Here is a 14,253-nt window from a genome sequence, read left to right on the forward strand (position 1 = left end):
ACGGCACGACGGCCGTGACGCGGTACGACGGCACGACGGCCGTGACGCGGTACGACGAGGCGGTGACGCGGGCGCGGAAGCTGTTCCGTGGGAGCGCGGGGGTGGGGTGCCGAGGTCTCGTGGTGTCGGTGTGACGGCACATCACGGCCGTCGGGATACGCGCGGGCGCCGCGAGAAGGGCGCCTGGCGGGGTGTCAGGCGTGTGCGGGCACGCCCGTGGCTACGCCGGAGCGCCCAGCTCCGCCCAGACCTTCTTGCCGGCGACGCCCGGGGTGCGTACGACGCCCCAGTCCAGGCAGAGCCGCTGCACGATGAACATGCCGTGTCCGCCGGGCCGTCCCGCGCGGTGCGGGGTGCGGGGAGCGGGCTGGCCGGTGCCGCGGTCGGAGACCTCGACGCGGATCACCTTGTTGTCGCAGGCGATCCACATCTCGTCGGGACCCTCGGCGTGCAGACAGGCGTTGGTGACCAGCTCGGAGACGACGAGGAGCACATCCTCCGCCGCGGCCCGCTGATCCGCGGTCGCGGCGGGCAGCCAGCCCCACGCGTACAGCGCCTGACGGGCGAAATCCCGAGCCATCGGCACGACACCGGTCGCGCCGTCCAGACTCAGCCTGCGAACCTGACGTCCCTGCGGCGAGACGGGCGCGCCCCCCTCGGACGCCCCGGAAGCGCCGCTGGGCTCCGGGCCGCGGTCGCCCGGCGGGTAGGGCCGGGTGGTGCTCATCAGCGCTTCACCTCACCGATTCACCAGTTCACGATTCAAAAGTTCCTTACGAGCGCCGAACCAGAAGGTCTCCTGCCCGACCGGACCGGCGGGACACCCCCCACTTTTCGGCACGATGCGGGCACCCATGCCGGGCGCACCTCAGCCGGCGTCCTTCCCGCTGGTGAGGGCCGCGTCCAGGGTGTCGTGGACGGTGAAGACCGCCTCGGCCCCGGTGATCTCGAAGACGCGCGCCACCACGGGCTGCATCGCGGCCAGGTGGACGGCACCGCCGGCGGCTTCCGCCTTCAGCCGGGCGCCGAGGAGGACGTTCAGACCGGTGGAGTCGCAGAACTCCAGGCGTGAGCAGTCCACCACCAGTCGGCTGAGGCCCTTGGCGAGGCATTCCTCAAGTGGCTCGCGCAACAGATCGGCGGTGTGGTGATCGAGCTCACCCGCCGGGGTCACGACGGCACTAGAGCCCGCTTCCCGCACCTCCACCAGAAGCCGGCCCGACTGTGCGCTGCCGACCGTCCCGTGGTCCATGCCGTCTCTCTCCCGAGGTCGTGGCTGCTGACTGTTCGCCCTCGAACACTACGCCTTCTCCGCGCCCTTCGACAGCCGAACTTCCAAGCAAAACGGACATTCTATCACAGATTGCACTTGCGGACAGTTCGGGGAACCGGATAGGGCTAGTAAGGACACGTACCCGACACGGCCGGCTTTGGAGGCGCCGCACACCGCAGTGCACGTACTGGCTTCGGCAGCCATATGCCGAGAACGATGGAGGACATCATGTCACCCCGGCTCGACGCCTCGCATACCCACGTGGCGACGTCGACACCCCTTCCGGAACATCTGGATCCCATCGCAACCGACGGCGTCCCCGCTGACGCCCTCACCGGACTCCCGGAGATCCCCCCGTTCGACGAAGTGGCCCCCGAGGACGCCAGGGCCCTGTCCAAGACCCTCTTCGCGCGACTGGAGTCGCTGGAGGAAGGGACGCACGAGTACTCGTACGTCCGCAACACGCTCGTCGAACTCAACCTCGCGCTGGTCAAGTTCGCCGCGTCCCGGTTCCGCTCGCGCAGCGAGCCGATGGAGGACATCGTCCAGGTCGGCACGATCGGTCTGATCAAGGCGATCGACCGCTTCGAGCTCAGCCGCGGCGTCGAGTTCCCCACCTTCGCGATGCCGACCATCATCGGCGAGATCAAGCGCTTCTTCCGCGACACCTCGTGGTCCGTGCGGGTGCCGCGCAGGCTTCAGGAGCTGCGGCTCGACCTGGCCAAGGCCGGTGACGAGCTGGCCCAGCGCCTGGACCGCGCACCGACCGTCGCCGAACTGGCCGAACGGCTCGGCATCTCGCCCGAAGAGGTCGTCGAGGGCATGGCGGCGTCCAACGCCTACACCGCCTCCTCGCTGGACGCCCAGCCGGACGAGGACGACAGCGAGGGCGCGCTCGCGGACCGCATCGGCTACGAGGACCACGGGCTCGAAGGCATCGAGTACGTCGAGTCGCTGAAGCCGCTGATCGCCGAACTCGCGCCGCGCGACCGCAAGATCCTCTCGCTGCGCTTCGTCGCGGGTATGACCCAGTCGGAGATCGGCGAGGAGCTCGGCATCTCCCAGATGCATGTCTCGCGGCTGCTGTCGCGGACGCTGGGCAAGCTCCGCAAGGCGCTGACGATCGAGGAGTGACCGCCGGCCGGTGAGCCGGGGTCCCACACCCGGTTACCCGCGGAAACTCTTTCCCCGCCGGTCCCCTTCCTCCACTATGAGCCGTCATACCCGCCGGTAGCCACAACACCGGCGGGTCGGACGGCTGCGAGGAGGCGGGGGATGGCACGGGGCGACGCGGACGCCGAGGACGCCGGCGACAGACCCGGCGGCCACGCCGAGATGGCGGACGCGCGGCTCCAGCAGTTGCTGCGCACCGACTCCGTCACCGCGTACCCGGCGCTGCGCGAACTACGCGCCCGGCACGGGGAATCGGCCCTCGCCTACGCCCGGCTCTGCACGGCCGGCGAGTCGGCGGCCCGCCAACTGGCCGCGGAGGCCTTCACCGTCGTAGCCCGGGAGGCGGCCCGCGGCGCCGAACCCGCCATGCCGTGGCGGCACCGGCTGCTGCTGCTCACGGCCCGGCTGGCCGCGGAACGGGCCGCGGACGACCGCTCCGCCGGACTCGACCCCGGCCTGCTGCTGGTGCTCAACTCGACGGGCCCCGGCGGTCCGGTGCCGCCGCTGCTCGCCGCGTTCCGGTCCCTGCCGAGGAGTACGCAGGGCGTGCTCTGGTACGCCGTCGTCGAGCGGGAGGACGACGCGCGGACCGCGACCCTGCTCGGCGTCTCCCCGGGCGAGGTCACCCACGGCGCGGACGCGGCCCTCCAGGCGCTGGGCCGCGCCTGTCTGCGCGCCCGCCTCGCCGCCTCCGACGACCCGCAGTGCCGGCGCTTCGGACGGCTCATCGAGGAGTCGGTACGGACGTTCACGGGGCGTCGCAGTCCCGATCTGGACGCCCACCGCGCGGTGTGCCCGCACTGCGCCACCGCGTACGAGGAGTTGGCGGCCCTGCGCGACGCGCCGGCCACCGCGCTGGCGGAGGGCCTGCTGCCGTGGGCGGGGACGGCGTACGCGCTGTCCGGGCGCCACGGTGACGCCGTGCCGGAGCGTCCCGCCTGGCCGCCGTCCCGGCGGCGCTACGCGCTGGCCTCGGCAGCCCTCGGCGTGGCGCTGGCACCGCTGCTGGCCTTCCTGCTGACGCCGGGCGCCGACGACACCCGGAACGCGGCGAGCGCGGCGGGCACCGCCTCGCTCCCGGCCGCTCCGCCGCCGGTGACGGTCACCGCGACGGCGACCGTGTCGGCGACGGCCGCCACCGCGACGCCGTCGCCCAGCCGGAGTCCGCGGCCCACCCGCACCCCGGTCCCGGCGCCGGAACCGACCCGGAGCCCGGCCCCGAGCAGCACGCCGGAGACCGCCCGTCCGCCGGGCGGCGCCTACGCGCAGGTCGTGAACGCCGGCTCCGGGCTCTGCCTGGACATCCGCGACGGCGTCCTGGAGAAGGGCACGGACGTCGTCACGGCGCCATGCGCCGCCTTCGCCCGCACCCAGCTCTGGCGGGTCGACGCGGACCGGGGCGTGCTCCAGTCGGCCGCCGATCCGGACTACTGCCTGGACAGCCGGGGCTCGGTGGACCGGGGCGTGGGGATCTGGACGTGCTCCTCGGTCGCCGGGCGCAACGGCCGGAACCTGCTGTTCGCGGTCGACGGCGACGGCGTGCTCCGCCCCGGGATCGCCCCGGACCACGCGGTGACCCCGGCCGGCGGCGCCGGTCTGGCGCTGCGGCCCGAGGACGGGCGGACGGACCAGCGGTGGCGGGCCGGTTCCGGCCCGCGTTCCGGTTCCTGACCGCTCAGACCACGCGGGTGCCGCGCCGCCAGACGCCGCTGACCAGCGGGACGCCCGGCCGGTAGGCCAGGTGCACATGGCTCGGCGCGTCCAGCAGCGTCAGGTCGGCGTACGCGCCCGGGACGAGGCGGCCGACGTCGGTGCGGCGCAGGGCCCGCGCGCCGCCCGCGGTGGCCGCCCACACCGCCTCGTCGGGGGTCATCCCCATGTCCCGCACCGCGAGCGCGACGCAGAACGGCATGGACGAGGTGAACGACGAGCCCGGGTTGCAGTCAGTGGACAGCGCGACGGTGACGCCCGCGTCCAGCAGCCGGCGGGCGTCGGGCCACTGGGCGCGGGTGGAGAACTCGGCGCCGGGCAGCAGCGTGGCGACGGTGTCGCCGTGCGCGAGCGCGTCGACGTCCGCGTCGGTCAGATGGGTGCAGTGGTCGGCGCTGGCGGCGTCCAGTTCGACCGCCAGCTGCACGCCGGGGCCGTGGGAGAGCTGGTTGGCGTGGACGCGCGGGTGCAGGCCCTTCGCCTTGCCGGCGGTGAGGATCGCGCGGGCCTGGTCGCCGTCGAAGGCGCCCTTCTCGCAGAAGACGTCGATCCAGCGGGCGTGCGGGGCGCAGGCGTCCAGCATCTCGCCGGTCACGAGGGCGACGTAGGCGGCCGGGTCGTCGGCGAAGTCCGGGGAGACGATGTGGGCGCCGAGGTAGGTGACCTCGTCGGTGTGGGCGGCGGCGATGCGCAGGGCGCGGGCCTCGTCCTCGACGGTCAGTCCGTAGCCGGACTTGGTCTCGAAGGTGGTGGTGCCCTGGCGCAGCGCCTCGGCGAGGTAGCGGGTGAGGTTGCGTTCGAGGTCCGCGTCGCTCGCCGCCCGGGTGGCCGCGACCGTGGTGCGGATGCCGCCGGCGCTGTAGGGCCGCCCCGACATCCGGGCGTTGAACTCCTCGGTCCGGTCGCCCGCGAAGACCAGGTGGGAGTGGGAGTCGACGAAGCCGGGGAGGACCGCCCGGCCACCGGCGTCGACCCGATTGTCAGTGGCGGGTGCTTTGCTTCGGTCACCGGTCCACGCGACGCGGTCGCCCTCGATGACGACGGCCGCGTCCTGGATCAGTCCGAGGGGGGAATTGTCACCGAGGGAGGGGTCGTTGGTGACCAAGGCGGCGATGTTGGTGATGAGCGTGCTCGCGCTGCTCGCGGAGTGGGCGGGGCTGTCGGTCGTCGCGTTGCTCATGGCGTCCTTGCTGGCCTGGTCGGCGGTGGGGTGGGGTTCGGGGGCGGAGGCGGGCCGCCGGGAGGGGCGGCCCGGGGTCATCCGCGCAGGGCTGCGACGGCGTCCGCGAGGGCCTTGGGCACATCGGGTACGAGGCGGTGGACCCCGTCCCGTACGACGTGCCGGCCGGCCACGACCGTATGCGACACGTCCGCTGCCGACGCGGCGAATACCGCGGTCTCGGCCCCCAGCCGCGGAAGCGGCCCTGCCGTCCTGACCGAGTCGAGCGCGATCGTCGTGAAGTCGGCGCGCGCGCCCGGCTCCAGGGTGCCCGCGTCGTCCCAGCCGAGGGCCGCGTGACCGTCGGCGGAGGCCGCGCGCAGCAGGGCCGCCGCCGTCCAGTGGCCTCGGGTGCGGGTGCGCAGCCGCTCGTTCAGCTCCATCGCGCGGGCCTCTTCGAGCAGGTCGATCACGGCGTGGCTGTCGGAGCCCAGGCAGAGCGGTGAGCCCTCGTTCTGGAGGGCGACGGCCGGGCCGATGCCGTCGGCGAGGTCCCGCTCGGTGGTCGGGCACATGCAGGTGCCGGTGCCGCTGCCGCCGATCAGGGAGATGTCCTCGGCGGTGAGGTGGGTGTTGTGGACGCCGGTGGTGCGCGGTCCGAGGACGCCGTGCAGGGCGAGGAGCTGGGTCGGGGTGCACCCGTGGGTCTCCTGGCAGGCGTCGTTCTCGGCGGTCTGCTCGGAGAGGTGGACGTGCAGCGGTGCCCCGCGCTCCTCGGCCCAGCGCGCCACGGTCGCCAACTGGTCGGCGGGCACCGCCCGTACGGAGTGGATCGCCGCCCCGATCCGCGCGTGGTCCCGTTCCTGGAGAAGTGCGCAGCGTGCGGCCCAGGCGTCCGCGTCGCCGTCGGAGAAGCGGAGCTGGTGGGAGGTGGGCGGCCGGCCGAAGCCGGAGGACAGGTAGGCGGTGTCGAGGAGGGTGATGCGGATGCCGGCCTCGGCGGCGGCCTCGATCAGGGCCTCGCCCATGGCGTTGGGGTCGGCGTAGGGGGTGCCGGCGGGGGCGTGGTGCACGTAGTGGAACTCGCCGACGGCCGTGATGCCGGCCAGGGCCATCTCGGCGTACACCGCGCGGGCGAGGGCGTGGTAGCTGTCGGGCGTGAGCCGGTCGGCGACGGCGTACATGACCTCGCGCCAGGTCCAGAAGGTGCCGGAGCCGACCTGGACGGTGGAGCGCAGGGCGCGGTGGAAGGCGTGGCTGTGGGCGTTGGCCAGGCCGGGGAGGGTGAGGCCGCGCAGCACCTCGGCGCCGGGCGGCGGGGCGGGGGTCTCCGTGCGGACGGCGGTGATCCGGCCGTCGGTGACGTCCAGGGCCACGCCCGGCTCGACGTGGGTGCCGAGCCAGACGTGTTCCAGCCAGTACGTCCGGGTCCGCTGCGTGGGGGTCACGTGCAGGCCAGTCCTTCCAGTACGTCGGCGAGGGCGAGCACTCCGGCGACGCAGTCGTCCTCGGCCGCGAACTCGGCCGGGGAGTGCGAGACGCCGGTGGGGTTGCGCACGAACAGCATGGCGGTCGGGATGCTGCCGGAGAGGATTCCGGCGTCGTGTCCGGCTCCGGTGCCGAGGACGGGGACCTTGAGGTCGGTCTCCTTGCCCAGGATGCGGGCGAGTTCGTCGCGCAGGGCGTGGTCGAACTCGACGACCGGTGTGAAGGACTCGCGGACCACGTCCAGTTCGACGCCGTGCGCGGCGGCGTACTCGCGGGCGGCCCGCTCGACACCGTCCACCACGGTGTCGAGGCCGGCCTGGTCGGCGGCGCGGGAGTCGAGCCAGCCGCGCACCAGGGAGGGGATCGCGTTGACGCCGTTGGGCTCCACGGAAATCTTCCCGAAGGTGGCGACGGCGCCGGCGAGCCGTGCCTCGCGCCGGGCGGCCAGCACGGTCTCGGCGTACGGCAGCATCGGGTCGCGGCGGTCGGTGAGCCGGGTGGTGCCGGCGTGGTTGGCCTCGCCGCGGAAGTCGAACCGCCAGCGGCCGTGCGGCCAGATGGCGCTGGCGATGCCGACCCGGTCCCCGGACAGGTCCAGGGCGCGGCCCTGTTCGACGTGCAGTTCGACGAAGGCGCCGATGCGGGCCAGCCGCTCGGGGTCGGGGCCGAGGGCGTCGGGGTCGTGGCCGGCGGCCTCCATGGCGCGCGGCAGGGTGATGCCGTCGCCGTCGGTCAGCCGGTGCGCCTGCTCGACGGTGAGCGCTCCGGCGGTGAGGCGGGAGCCGACGCAGGCGAGGCCGAAGCGGGCGCCTTCCTCGTCGCCGAAGTTGACGACGGCGAGCGGCTTGGTGAGGGTCACCGCGCGGGCGCGCAGTTCGTCGAGGGCGGCGAAGGAGGACACGACGCCGAGCGGTCCGTCGAAGGCGCCGCCGTCGGGCACGGAGTCGAGGTGCGATCCGGTGACGACGGCGTCCCCGGCGGCGGGGTCGCCGAGCCAGGCCCACTGGTTGCCGTTGCGGTCCACCTCGTAGACGAGCCCGCGGGTCTCGGCCTGGGCCCGGAACCAGGCCCGGCAGTCGGCGTCGGCGGGTGTCCAGGCGTGCCGGCGGTAGCCGCCGGAGGCGGAGCTGCGGCCGATCGGCAGCAGCTCCGCCCACATGCTGTGGAACGTCACGCGTCGTCACCCTCACGCATGGGCACCCGTACTCCGCGCTCGTCGGCGACGGACTCCGCGATGTCGTAGCCGGCGTCGACGTGCCGGATGACGCCCATGCCGGGGTCGTTGGTCAGCACGCGGCGGATCTTCTCGCCGGCGAGCGGGGTGCCGTCGGCGACGGTGACCTGGCCGGCGTGGATGGAGCGGCCCATGCCGACTCCGCCGCCGTGGTGCAGGGAGACCCAGGACGCGCCGGAGGCCACGTTGACCATGGCGTTCAGCAGCGGCCAGTCGGCGATCGCGTCGGAGCCGTCGAGCATGGCCTCGGTCTCGCGGTACGGCGAGGCGACGGAGCCGCAGTCGAGGTGGTCGCGGCCGATGACGACCGGCGCGGACAGCTCGCCGCTCGCCACCATGTCGTTGAACCGCTCGCCGGCCTTGTCCCGCTCGCCGTAGCCGAGCCAGCAGATCCGGGCGGGCAGGCCCTGGAAGTGGACGCGCTCGCCGGCCATCTTGATCCAGCGGGCCAGGGACTCGTTCTCGGGGAACAGGTCGAGGATCGCCCGGTCGGTGCGGGCGATGTCGGCCGGGTCGCCGGAGAGCGCGGCCCACCGGAAGGGGCCCTTGCCCTCGCAGAAGAGCGGGCGGATGTAGGCGGGGACGAAGCCGGGGAAGGCGAACGCCCGGTCGTACCCGGCGAGCTGGGCCTCGCCGCGGATGGAGTTGCCGTAGTCGAACACCTCGGCGCCGGCGTCCTGGAAGCCGACCATGGCCTCGACGTGCCGGGCCATGGACTCGCGGGCGCGGGTGGTGAAGCCGGCCGGGTCCTTGGCGGCGTACGACGCCATGTCGTCGAAGTCCACGCCGGTCGGCAGGTAGGCCAGCGGGTCGTGGGCGGAGGTCTGGTCGGTGACGATGTCGATGGGCGCGCCCATGGCGAGCAGCTGCGGGACGAGGTCGGCCGCGTTGCCGAGCACGCCGATGGAGAGCGGGCGGCGGGCGTCGCGGGCCTCGACGGCGAGCCGGAGGGCGTGGTCGAGGGAGTCGGCCCTGACGTCGAGGTAGCGGTGCTCGATGCGGCGGTCGATGGCGCGCGGGTCGCAGTCGACGCACAGGGCGACGCCGTCGTTCATGGTCACGGCGAGCGGCTGGGCGCCGCCCATGCCGCCGAGGCCGGCGGTGAGGGTGATCGTCCCGGCGAGGGTGCCGCCGAACTTCTTCGCGGCGACCGCGGCGAAGGTCTCGTAGGTGCCCTGGAGGATGCCCTGGGTGCCGATGTAGATCCAGGAGCCGGCGGTCATCTGGCCGTACATGGTCAGGCCGAGCTGCTCCAGGCGGCGGAACTCCTCCCAGTTGGCCCAGTCGCCGACGAGGTTGGAGTTGGCGATGAGCACGCGCGGTGCCCATTCGTGGGTCTGCATGACGCCGACGGGGCGGCCGGACTGGACCAGCATGGTCTCGTCCTGCTTCAGCCCCTGGAGCGTGCGCACCATCGCGTCGAAGGAGCGCCAGTCGCGGGCGGCCTTGCCGGTGCCGCCGTAGACGACGAGTTTGTCGGGGTGCTCGGCGACCTCGGGGTCGAGGTTGTTCTGGAGCATGCGCAGGGCGGCTTCCTGCTGCCATCCCAGGGCGCTCAGTTCCGTGCCGCGCGGTGCTCGGACGGGGCGGGGTCCTGACATGGCATGCCTCCTGACGCTGACGTTTCTGCGGTTATTCACATCCTGGACTTCTGAATAGAACTAGTCAATACGCCGGGAGGCCAGCGCGCTCGCGCCGCGGGTGTTTGGCTGGATGCGGGGCCCGGCGCAGGGCCGGGCGACGGTGTGACGGGGGATGCCGTGATCGACGGAAGTGACGACAGGGCCCAGCAGGACGGCGTCCGGCGGGCCGCCCGCCGTGACGAGGCGGTCCGCGCGGCCGTGGAGCAGGGCCTGCTGGGGCCCGCCGCGCCGATCGTCGGGCTGCTCGACGTCACCGGGATCCGGGAGGCGGCGGCCGGGCTGCGGGCGGCGTTCGACGCGGTGGTGGCACCCGGCACCCCGGTGCTGCACGCCTTCGCGGTGAAGGCGACCCCGCTGGTGCCCGTGCTGCGGCTGCTGCGCGCGGAGGGGATCGGCGCGGAGGTGGCGAGCCCCGGTGAGCTGGCGCTGGCCCGGGCGGCCGGTGTGCCCCCGGAGCGCACGGTGCTGGACTCCCCCGCCAAGACCCCGGCGGAGCTGCGGGAGGCGCTGGCGCTGGGTATCGCCGTGAACGCCGACAACCCGCAGGAGCTGGGCCGCCTCGATGTCCTGATGCGGTCGGCGCCCAGCCGCTCACCGCTGGGCCTGCGGGTGAATCCGCAGGTGGGCGGCGGTTCCATCGAGGCGCTGTCGACGGCGACCAGCACCTCGAAGTTCGGCGTGGCGCTGCGCGACGAGGGGGCGCGCGCCTGGGTGATCGAGGCGTACGCCGCCCGGCCGTGGCTCACCCGGCTGCACGCCCACACCGGCTCGCAGGGCATCCCGCTGTCGCTGATGGCCCGGGGCGTCGCCGAGACCCACGCGCTCGCCGAGGAGATCAACCGGCGGATCGGGCGCCACCAGATCGACACCATCGACATCGGCGGCGGCCTGCCGGTGAACTTCGCCGCGGAGGCGGCCACCCCGACCTACGCGCAGTACGCGCGGCTGCTGCGGGAGGCGGTCCCGGCCCTCTTCGACGGCCGCTACGGACTGGTCACCGAGTTCGGCCGCTCCCTGCTCGCCAAGCACGGCACGGTGGTGGCGCGGGTCGAGTACACCAAGTCGGCGGGCGGGCGCCCGGTGGCGGTCACGCACGCGGGCGTGCAGGTGGCCACCCGCACGGTCTACGCCCCGTCCGCCTGGCCGCTGCGGATCGCCGCCTACGACGCGAAGGGCCGGCCGAAGACGGGCCAGGAGACGGTGCAGGACATCGCGGGCCCGGCCTGCTTCGCCGGTGACCTGCTCGCCGAGGCGCGCACCCTGCCGCTGCTGGAACCCGGGGACCACGCGGCGGCCCTGGACACCGGCGCGTACTACTTCGCGCACCACTACGCCTACAACTCGCTGGCCCGCCCCGGCATCTACGGCTTCCTGCCGGACGGCGCCGGTGGCGTGGCCTTCGCGACCGTCCGCGAACCGCAGACGGTACGGGAGATCGTGGCCGAGTCCGGAGGGGCGCACGCCGACGCGCTCACCACTTTGCGCACCCCCGAACGCCGTTGACGTACGCGGACGGAGCCGCTGTTCAACTGTCTTGAACATGTGGTCAGTTGACCCACCCTAGTACGCCGGACGCACGTTCCAACGGAAAATGCCAGAACCCTCACCCGCCATCCACACAGAGCGTAGCTTCGGCGTCACTCAGCCGAACGCCAGGCGGGAGGGGAGCCACTGTGCCCGGAATCGACGAGTGCTTGCTGGAAGCGATGCGGTTGCCCGGTGCGCGGGGAGCCGCGCTGGTGGACTGGACGAGCGGACTGGCGCTCGGCGTCGTCGGGGAGTTCCCCGGTGGCGACGCCGAGGCGGCCGCCGCCGAAGCCGCGGAGCTGGCCCGGCTGGCTGCGGAACACCGGACGTTCGCGCCGCTCGACAGCCCAGGTGAGGCCGATCCGCCGGTCGAGGACCTGCTGGTCGGCAACCGCGACTCGTACCACGTGCTGTGGTTCGTGCCGACGTCGTTCGACAGCACGGTCTTCCTGCACGTGTGGCTCGGCCGCGCGGACGGCAACCTCGCCCTGGCCCGCATCCGGCTCGGCGAGCTGGCCGGACGGCTGGTCCTGGTATGACCGCCGTCCGCACCACTCCGCCGCCCCCGCTGCCGGTCCGGGACAGAGCGGAGGCCGCCCTCCGGGAGCGCACGGCCGCCGGGCTGTCGCCGATGCTGTCCCGGCTGGCCGCCGAACGGGCCACCGGGATGCTGGTCCGCGAACGCGGCACGCTGCACCTCGCCGAGGGCCGCGTGGTGCACGCCGAGAGCCCGGCCGCGCCCGGTCTCGACGTGCTCCTGACGGCCCACGGCACCCTGGACGCCGCCTCCTGGCGGGACGCCGTGGACCGTGCCGGAGGACGGCAGGACGCCGGACGCCTGCTGGTCGACCGTGGCCGGCTCGCCGCCGGCGCGCTGGAACTGTGCCACCTGGGCGCGCTGTTCGACGCGGCGTACTTCGCGCTCGCCCCGAGCAGCGCCCCGGGCCGGTTCCGCTACGGCGCCCCCCGCCCGCCGGCCGTGTTCGACCCGGTGCCGGTGGCCGAGGTCGAGCGGGCCACCCTGCGCCGCCGGGAACTGCTGCACCGCATCTGGCCCGACCCGCACATCGACACCGCCCCGCTCACCCGGCCGGACCCCGCCGCCGCCCCGGACCTCGAGGACCCTCCGGACCACCGGACCCCCGCGGCCCGACCGGCACGCGCGGTCCTCCCGCCCCGGCAGCAGGCGGTGCTGGCCCTGGTGGACGGCGTCCGCACGGCCGCGGACATCGCCCGCGAGCTGGGCCGGCCCGGCTTCCACACCCTGGTGGACATCCGCCGCCTGGCAGCCGCCGGCCAGGTGGCCGCGCGTCCGCCGCTCGCCGCGGACACCCCGCCCTGGACACCCCCCGCCGGGGTGGCCCCGCCGCCCCCGCCGCCCGCCGCCACACCCGCGGTGCCGCCCCCGGGAGCAGCCCCGTCACTCGCCCCGGGCTGCTTTCCGCCCGAGGTCACCGATCCCGACATCACCCTGCTGAAGAGGCTCAGGGATGCGCTGGAGGCCCTTTGAACGGCATCGAACACACGCCGAGAGGAGAGAACCGATGGCGGCCGAGCCCGACATCCTCGACGAACTGCACCGGCTGAGGGCGCGTATGCCCCAGCTGACCGGGGCCGTGGCCGCCAGCGTGGACGGTCTCGTCCTCGCCCATGACACCCCCGGTGTCGAACCCGAAGGCCTCGCGGCGCTCACCGCGGCCGCGCTCGGCGTCGCAATGCGCCTGACGGACGCCACCGGCCGGGGCGGGCTGCGCGAGCTGCTGGTCCGTGGCGACCAGGGCTATGTGGCGACGTACGCGGCGGGTCGTGCCGCCGTGCTGACGCTGCTCGCGCAGGACCGGGTGAACGTCGGCCGCCTCCACCTGGAGGGCCGCCGGGCCGGTGCGCGGATCGGGGAGCTGGTCGACGCCGAGCTCGCCGCGCGCGCCCGGGCCGTCGGCGGCCCGGTGGCCGAGGCCGAACCGGCCCCGGCCACCGCCATGCCCGTCAGGGTCCCGCGCACACCACGCACCACCACCGACATGCGCACCACCAACGTGCGCACCACCACCGAAAGTTGAGAGGACACGCCACCATGGCCAACACCGAGACCGCCCTCAAGGAAGCTCTCGCCTCCATCGAGGGCGCCACGGGGGTCGCACTCGTCGACTACACCAGCGGCATGGCGCTGGGCACGCTGGGCGGCAGCAAGACCTTCGATCTGAACGTCGCCGCGGCGGGCAATACGGACGTGGTGCGCGCCAAGATGCGCACCATGGAACACCTCGGCCTCAAGAGCGAGATCGAGGACATCCTGATCACCCTGAGCGACCAGTTCCACCTGATCCGGCTGCTCAAGGGCCGCGGCGGCAACGGGCTGTTCCTCTACCTCGCCCTCGACTCCAAGCGGGCCAATCTGGCGATGGCCCGCCACCAGCTGAGGAAGATCGAGGAGGACCTGGAGGTCTGACGGTCAGACCAGTGCCGCGGTGCGGCGGCGCGCCCCGCCCGGGGCCGCGTCGCCGGCCGCGATGCCGGTGCTGCGGTAGCCCTTGACCACCTTGCCGGCCGGACGTCCGCCGTCCGCGGCGAGCCAGTCCACCCGCACCCACAGCAGTCCTTCCTCCGCCCGCTCGCGGCGGCCGAGCCACGCCGCCTTCAGCCGCAGTCCCGCCCCGCACCCGGCGAGCAGCAGACCGCCCGCCACCGGCACGGCGAAGTTGGCGCCCAGCGCGGCGAGGAAGCCGAGCAGCAGCCACCAGCGGTGGCCGCGCCGCCAGGCGCGGACCGTCACGGCCCGGTCCTGGAGGATGTCGTACTTCCCGGCCCGCGCGGCGCCCCGGGTGAGCGCCATGTAGCGCCGGCGCCGGGCCCGGGCCACGGCGGCGGCCCCGAGGACGAACAGCGCGGCCCCCGCGTACACCCCGATCCTGCGGCCCGTCAGCCCCGGGATGAGCAGACCGATCCCGGCGGCGCAGGCCCCCAGCCACCACAGCGGTGCGGCGCCCGCGCGTACGACGACGGCCACCCGAGCCAGTCCCTGACCTCCACGTGCCACGTTCCGCCT

14 protein-coding genes are annotated in these 14,253 nt (G+C 74.0%); 7 read left to right on the top strand and 7 right to left on the bottom strand.

Annotated features, from left to right (window positions below; all coding sequences use genetic code 11):
* Positions 1-220: 220 nt before the first annotated feature.
* Both ABT232_RS02695 and ABT232_RS02700 read right to left on the bottom strand, forming a co-directional pair.
* Positions 221-727, bottom strand: coding sequence for an ATP-binding protein (locus ABT232_RS02695; protein ID WP_351834877.1), 507 nt, complete (start codon positions 725-727; stop codon positions 221-223).
* A 141-nt stretch (positions 728-868) separates the two neighbouring features.
* Positions 869-1,252, bottom strand: coding sequence for an STAS domain-containing protein (locus ABT232_RS02700; RefSeq protein WP_351834879.1), 384 nt, complete (start codon positions 1,250-1,252; stop codon positions 869-871).
* A gap of 237 nt (positions 1,253-1,489) precedes the next feature.
* On the opposite strand from ABT232_RS02700, the gene ABT232_RS02705 reads away from it, so the two are divergent.
* Positions 1,490-2,407, top strand: a complete 918-nt coding sequence (locus ABT232_RS02705; RefSeq protein ID WP_351834882.1) for an RNA polymerase sigma factor SigF — start codon at positions 1,490-1,492, stop codon at positions 2,405-2,407.
* Between the two features lie 141 nt (positions 2,408-2,548).
* Entirely contained in the window at positions 2,549-4,117 is a 1,569-nt protein-coding gene (locus ABT232_RS02710; protein WP_351834884.1) for a ricin-type beta-trefoil lectin domain protein, read from the top strand.
* A gap of 4 nt (positions 4,118-4,121) precedes the next feature.
* Here the strand turns inward: ABT232_RS02710 and hutI are convergent, their stop codons facing one another.
* From hutI to hutU, 4 genes are read right to left on the bottom strand one after another with little or no spacing between them, the layout of a single operon-like run.
* Positions 4,122-5,417 (bottom strand): imidazolonepropionase, encoded by a 1,296-nt coding sequence (gene hutI / locus ABT232_RS02715; RefSeq protein ID WP_351834886.1) that lies wholly within the window; start codon positions 5,415-5,417, stop codon positions 4,122-4,124.
* Positions 5,414-6,763, bottom strand: a complete 1,350-nt coding sequence (locus tag ABT232_RS02720; RefSeq protein WP_351834888.1) for a formimidoylglutamate deiminase — start codon at positions 6,761-6,763, stop codon at positions 5,414-5,416. Before ABT232_RS02720 ends, hutI begins: the two co-directional genes overlap by 4 nt.
* On the bottom strand, positions 6,760-7,977 hold the full coding sequence (locus tag ABT232_RS02725) for an allantoate amidohydrolase (protein ID WP_351834891.1): 1,218 nt from the start codon (positions 7,975-7,977) through the stop codon (positions 6,760-6,762). The genes ABT232_RS02720 and ABT232_RS02725 overlap by 4 nt, the downstream gene beginning before the upstream one ends.
* Complete coding sequence (gene hutU, locus ABT232_RS02730) at positions 7,974-9,638, bottom strand: urocanate hydratase (RefSeq protein WP_351834893.1); 1,665 nt, start codon at positions 9,636-9,638, stop codon at positions 7,974-7,976. The genes ABT232_RS02725 and hutU overlap by 4 nt, the downstream gene beginning before the upstream one ends.
* Before the next feature lie 159 nt (positions 9,639-9,797).
* On the opposite strand from hutU, the gene ABT232_RS02735 reads away from it, so the two are divergent.
* The 5 genes from ABT232_RS02735 to ABT232_RS02755 all read left to right on the top strand — a co-directional run bounded on the left by ABT232_RS02735 (position 9,798) and on the right by ABT232_RS02755 (position 13,656).
* On the top strand, positions 9,798-11,183 hold the full coding sequence (locus tag ABT232_RS02735) for a type III PLP-dependent enzyme domain-containing protein (protein WP_351834896.1): 1,386 nt from the start codon (positions 9,798-9,800) through the stop codon (positions 11,181-11,183).
* Positions 11,184-11,353: 170 nt separating this feature from the next.
* Positions 11,354-11,746 carry a hypothetical protein gene (locus ABT232_RS02740; RefSeq protein WP_351834898.1) on the top strand — a complete coding sequence of 131 codons (393 nt, stop codon included), beginning with the start codon at positions 11,354-11,356 and terminating at the stop codon, positions 11,744-11,746.
* Positions 11,743-12,717: a transcriptional regulator gene (locus tag ABT232_RS02745; RefSeq protein ID WP_351834901.1), complete on the top strand. Its 975-nt coding sequence runs from the start codon at positions 11,743-11,745 to the stop codon at positions 12,715-12,717. Before ABT232_RS02740 ends, ABT232_RS02745 begins: the two co-directional genes overlap by 4 nt.
* Before the next feature lie 34 nt (positions 12,718-12,751).
* Positions 12,752-13,267, top strand: a complete 516-nt coding sequence (locus ABT232_RS02750) for a roadblock/LC7 domain-containing protein (RefSeq protein WP_351834904.1) — start codon at positions 12,752-12,754, stop codon at positions 13,265-13,267.
* Positions 13,268-13,281: 14 nt separating this feature from the next.
* Positions 13,282-13,656, top strand: coding sequence for a roadblock/LC7 domain-containing protein (locus tag ABT232_RS02755; protein ID WP_351834906.1), 375 nt, complete (start codon positions 13,282-13,284; stop codon positions 13,654-13,656).
* A 3-nt stretch (positions 13,657-13,659) separates the two neighbouring features.
* Here the strand turns inward: ABT232_RS02755 and ABT232_RS02760 are convergent, their stop codons facing one another.
* Positions 13,660-14,244 (bottom strand): hypothetical protein, encoded by a 585-nt coding sequence (locus tag ABT232_RS02760; RefSeq protein ID WP_351834908.1) that lies wholly within the window; start codon positions 14,242-14,244, stop codon positions 13,660-13,662.
* Positions 14,245-14,253: the final 9 nt, after the last annotated feature.

Origin of the sequence: Streptomyces sp. NPDC001532, assembly GCF_040298625.1 — a bacterium.
GTDB lineage: Bacteria > Actinomycetota > Actinomycetes > Streptomycetales > Streptomycetaceae > Streptomyces.

What these genes read in the sequence shown, in the direction of transcription:
- ABT232_RS02705 (WP_351834882.1), top strand. Translation starts at nt 1,490, where the DNA reads ATGGAGGACATCATGTCACCCCGGCTCGACGCCTCGCATACCCACGTG.
- ABT232_RS02750 (WP_351834904.1), top strand. Translation starts at nt 12,752, where the DNA reads ATGGCGGCCGAGCCCGACATCCTCGACGAACTGCACCGGCTGAGGGCG.
- ABT232_RS02700 (WP_351834879.1), bottom strand. Translation starts at nt 1,252, where the DNA reads ATGGACCACGGGACGGTCGGCAGCGCACAGTCGGGCCGGCTTCTGGTG.
- ABT232_RS02695 (WP_351834877.1), bottom strand. Translation starts at nt 727, where the DNA reads ATGAGCACCACCCGGCCCTACCCGCCGGGCGACCGCGGCCCGGAGCCC.
- ABT232_RS02710 (WP_351834884.1), top strand. Translation starts at nt 2,549, where the DNA reads ATGGCACGGGGCGACGCGGACGCCGAGGACGCCGGCGACAGACCCGGC.
- hutU (WP_351834893.1), bottom strand. Translation starts at nt 9,638, where the DNA reads ATGTCAGGACCCCGCCCCGTCCGAGCACCGCGCGGCACGGAACTGAGC.
- ABT232_RS02755 (WP_351834906.1), top strand. Translation starts at nt 13,282, where the DNA reads ATGGCCAACACCGAGACCGCCCTCAAGGAAGCTCTCGCCTCCATCGAG.
- ABT232_RS02745 (WP_351834901.1), top strand. Translation starts at nt 11,743, where the DNA reads ATGACCGCCGTCCGCACCACTCCGCCGCCCCCGCTGCCGGTCCGGGAC.
- hutI (WP_351834886.1), bottom strand. Translation starts at nt 5,417, where the DNA reads ATGACCCCGGGCCGCCCCTCCCGGCGGCCCGCCTCCGCCCCCGAACCC.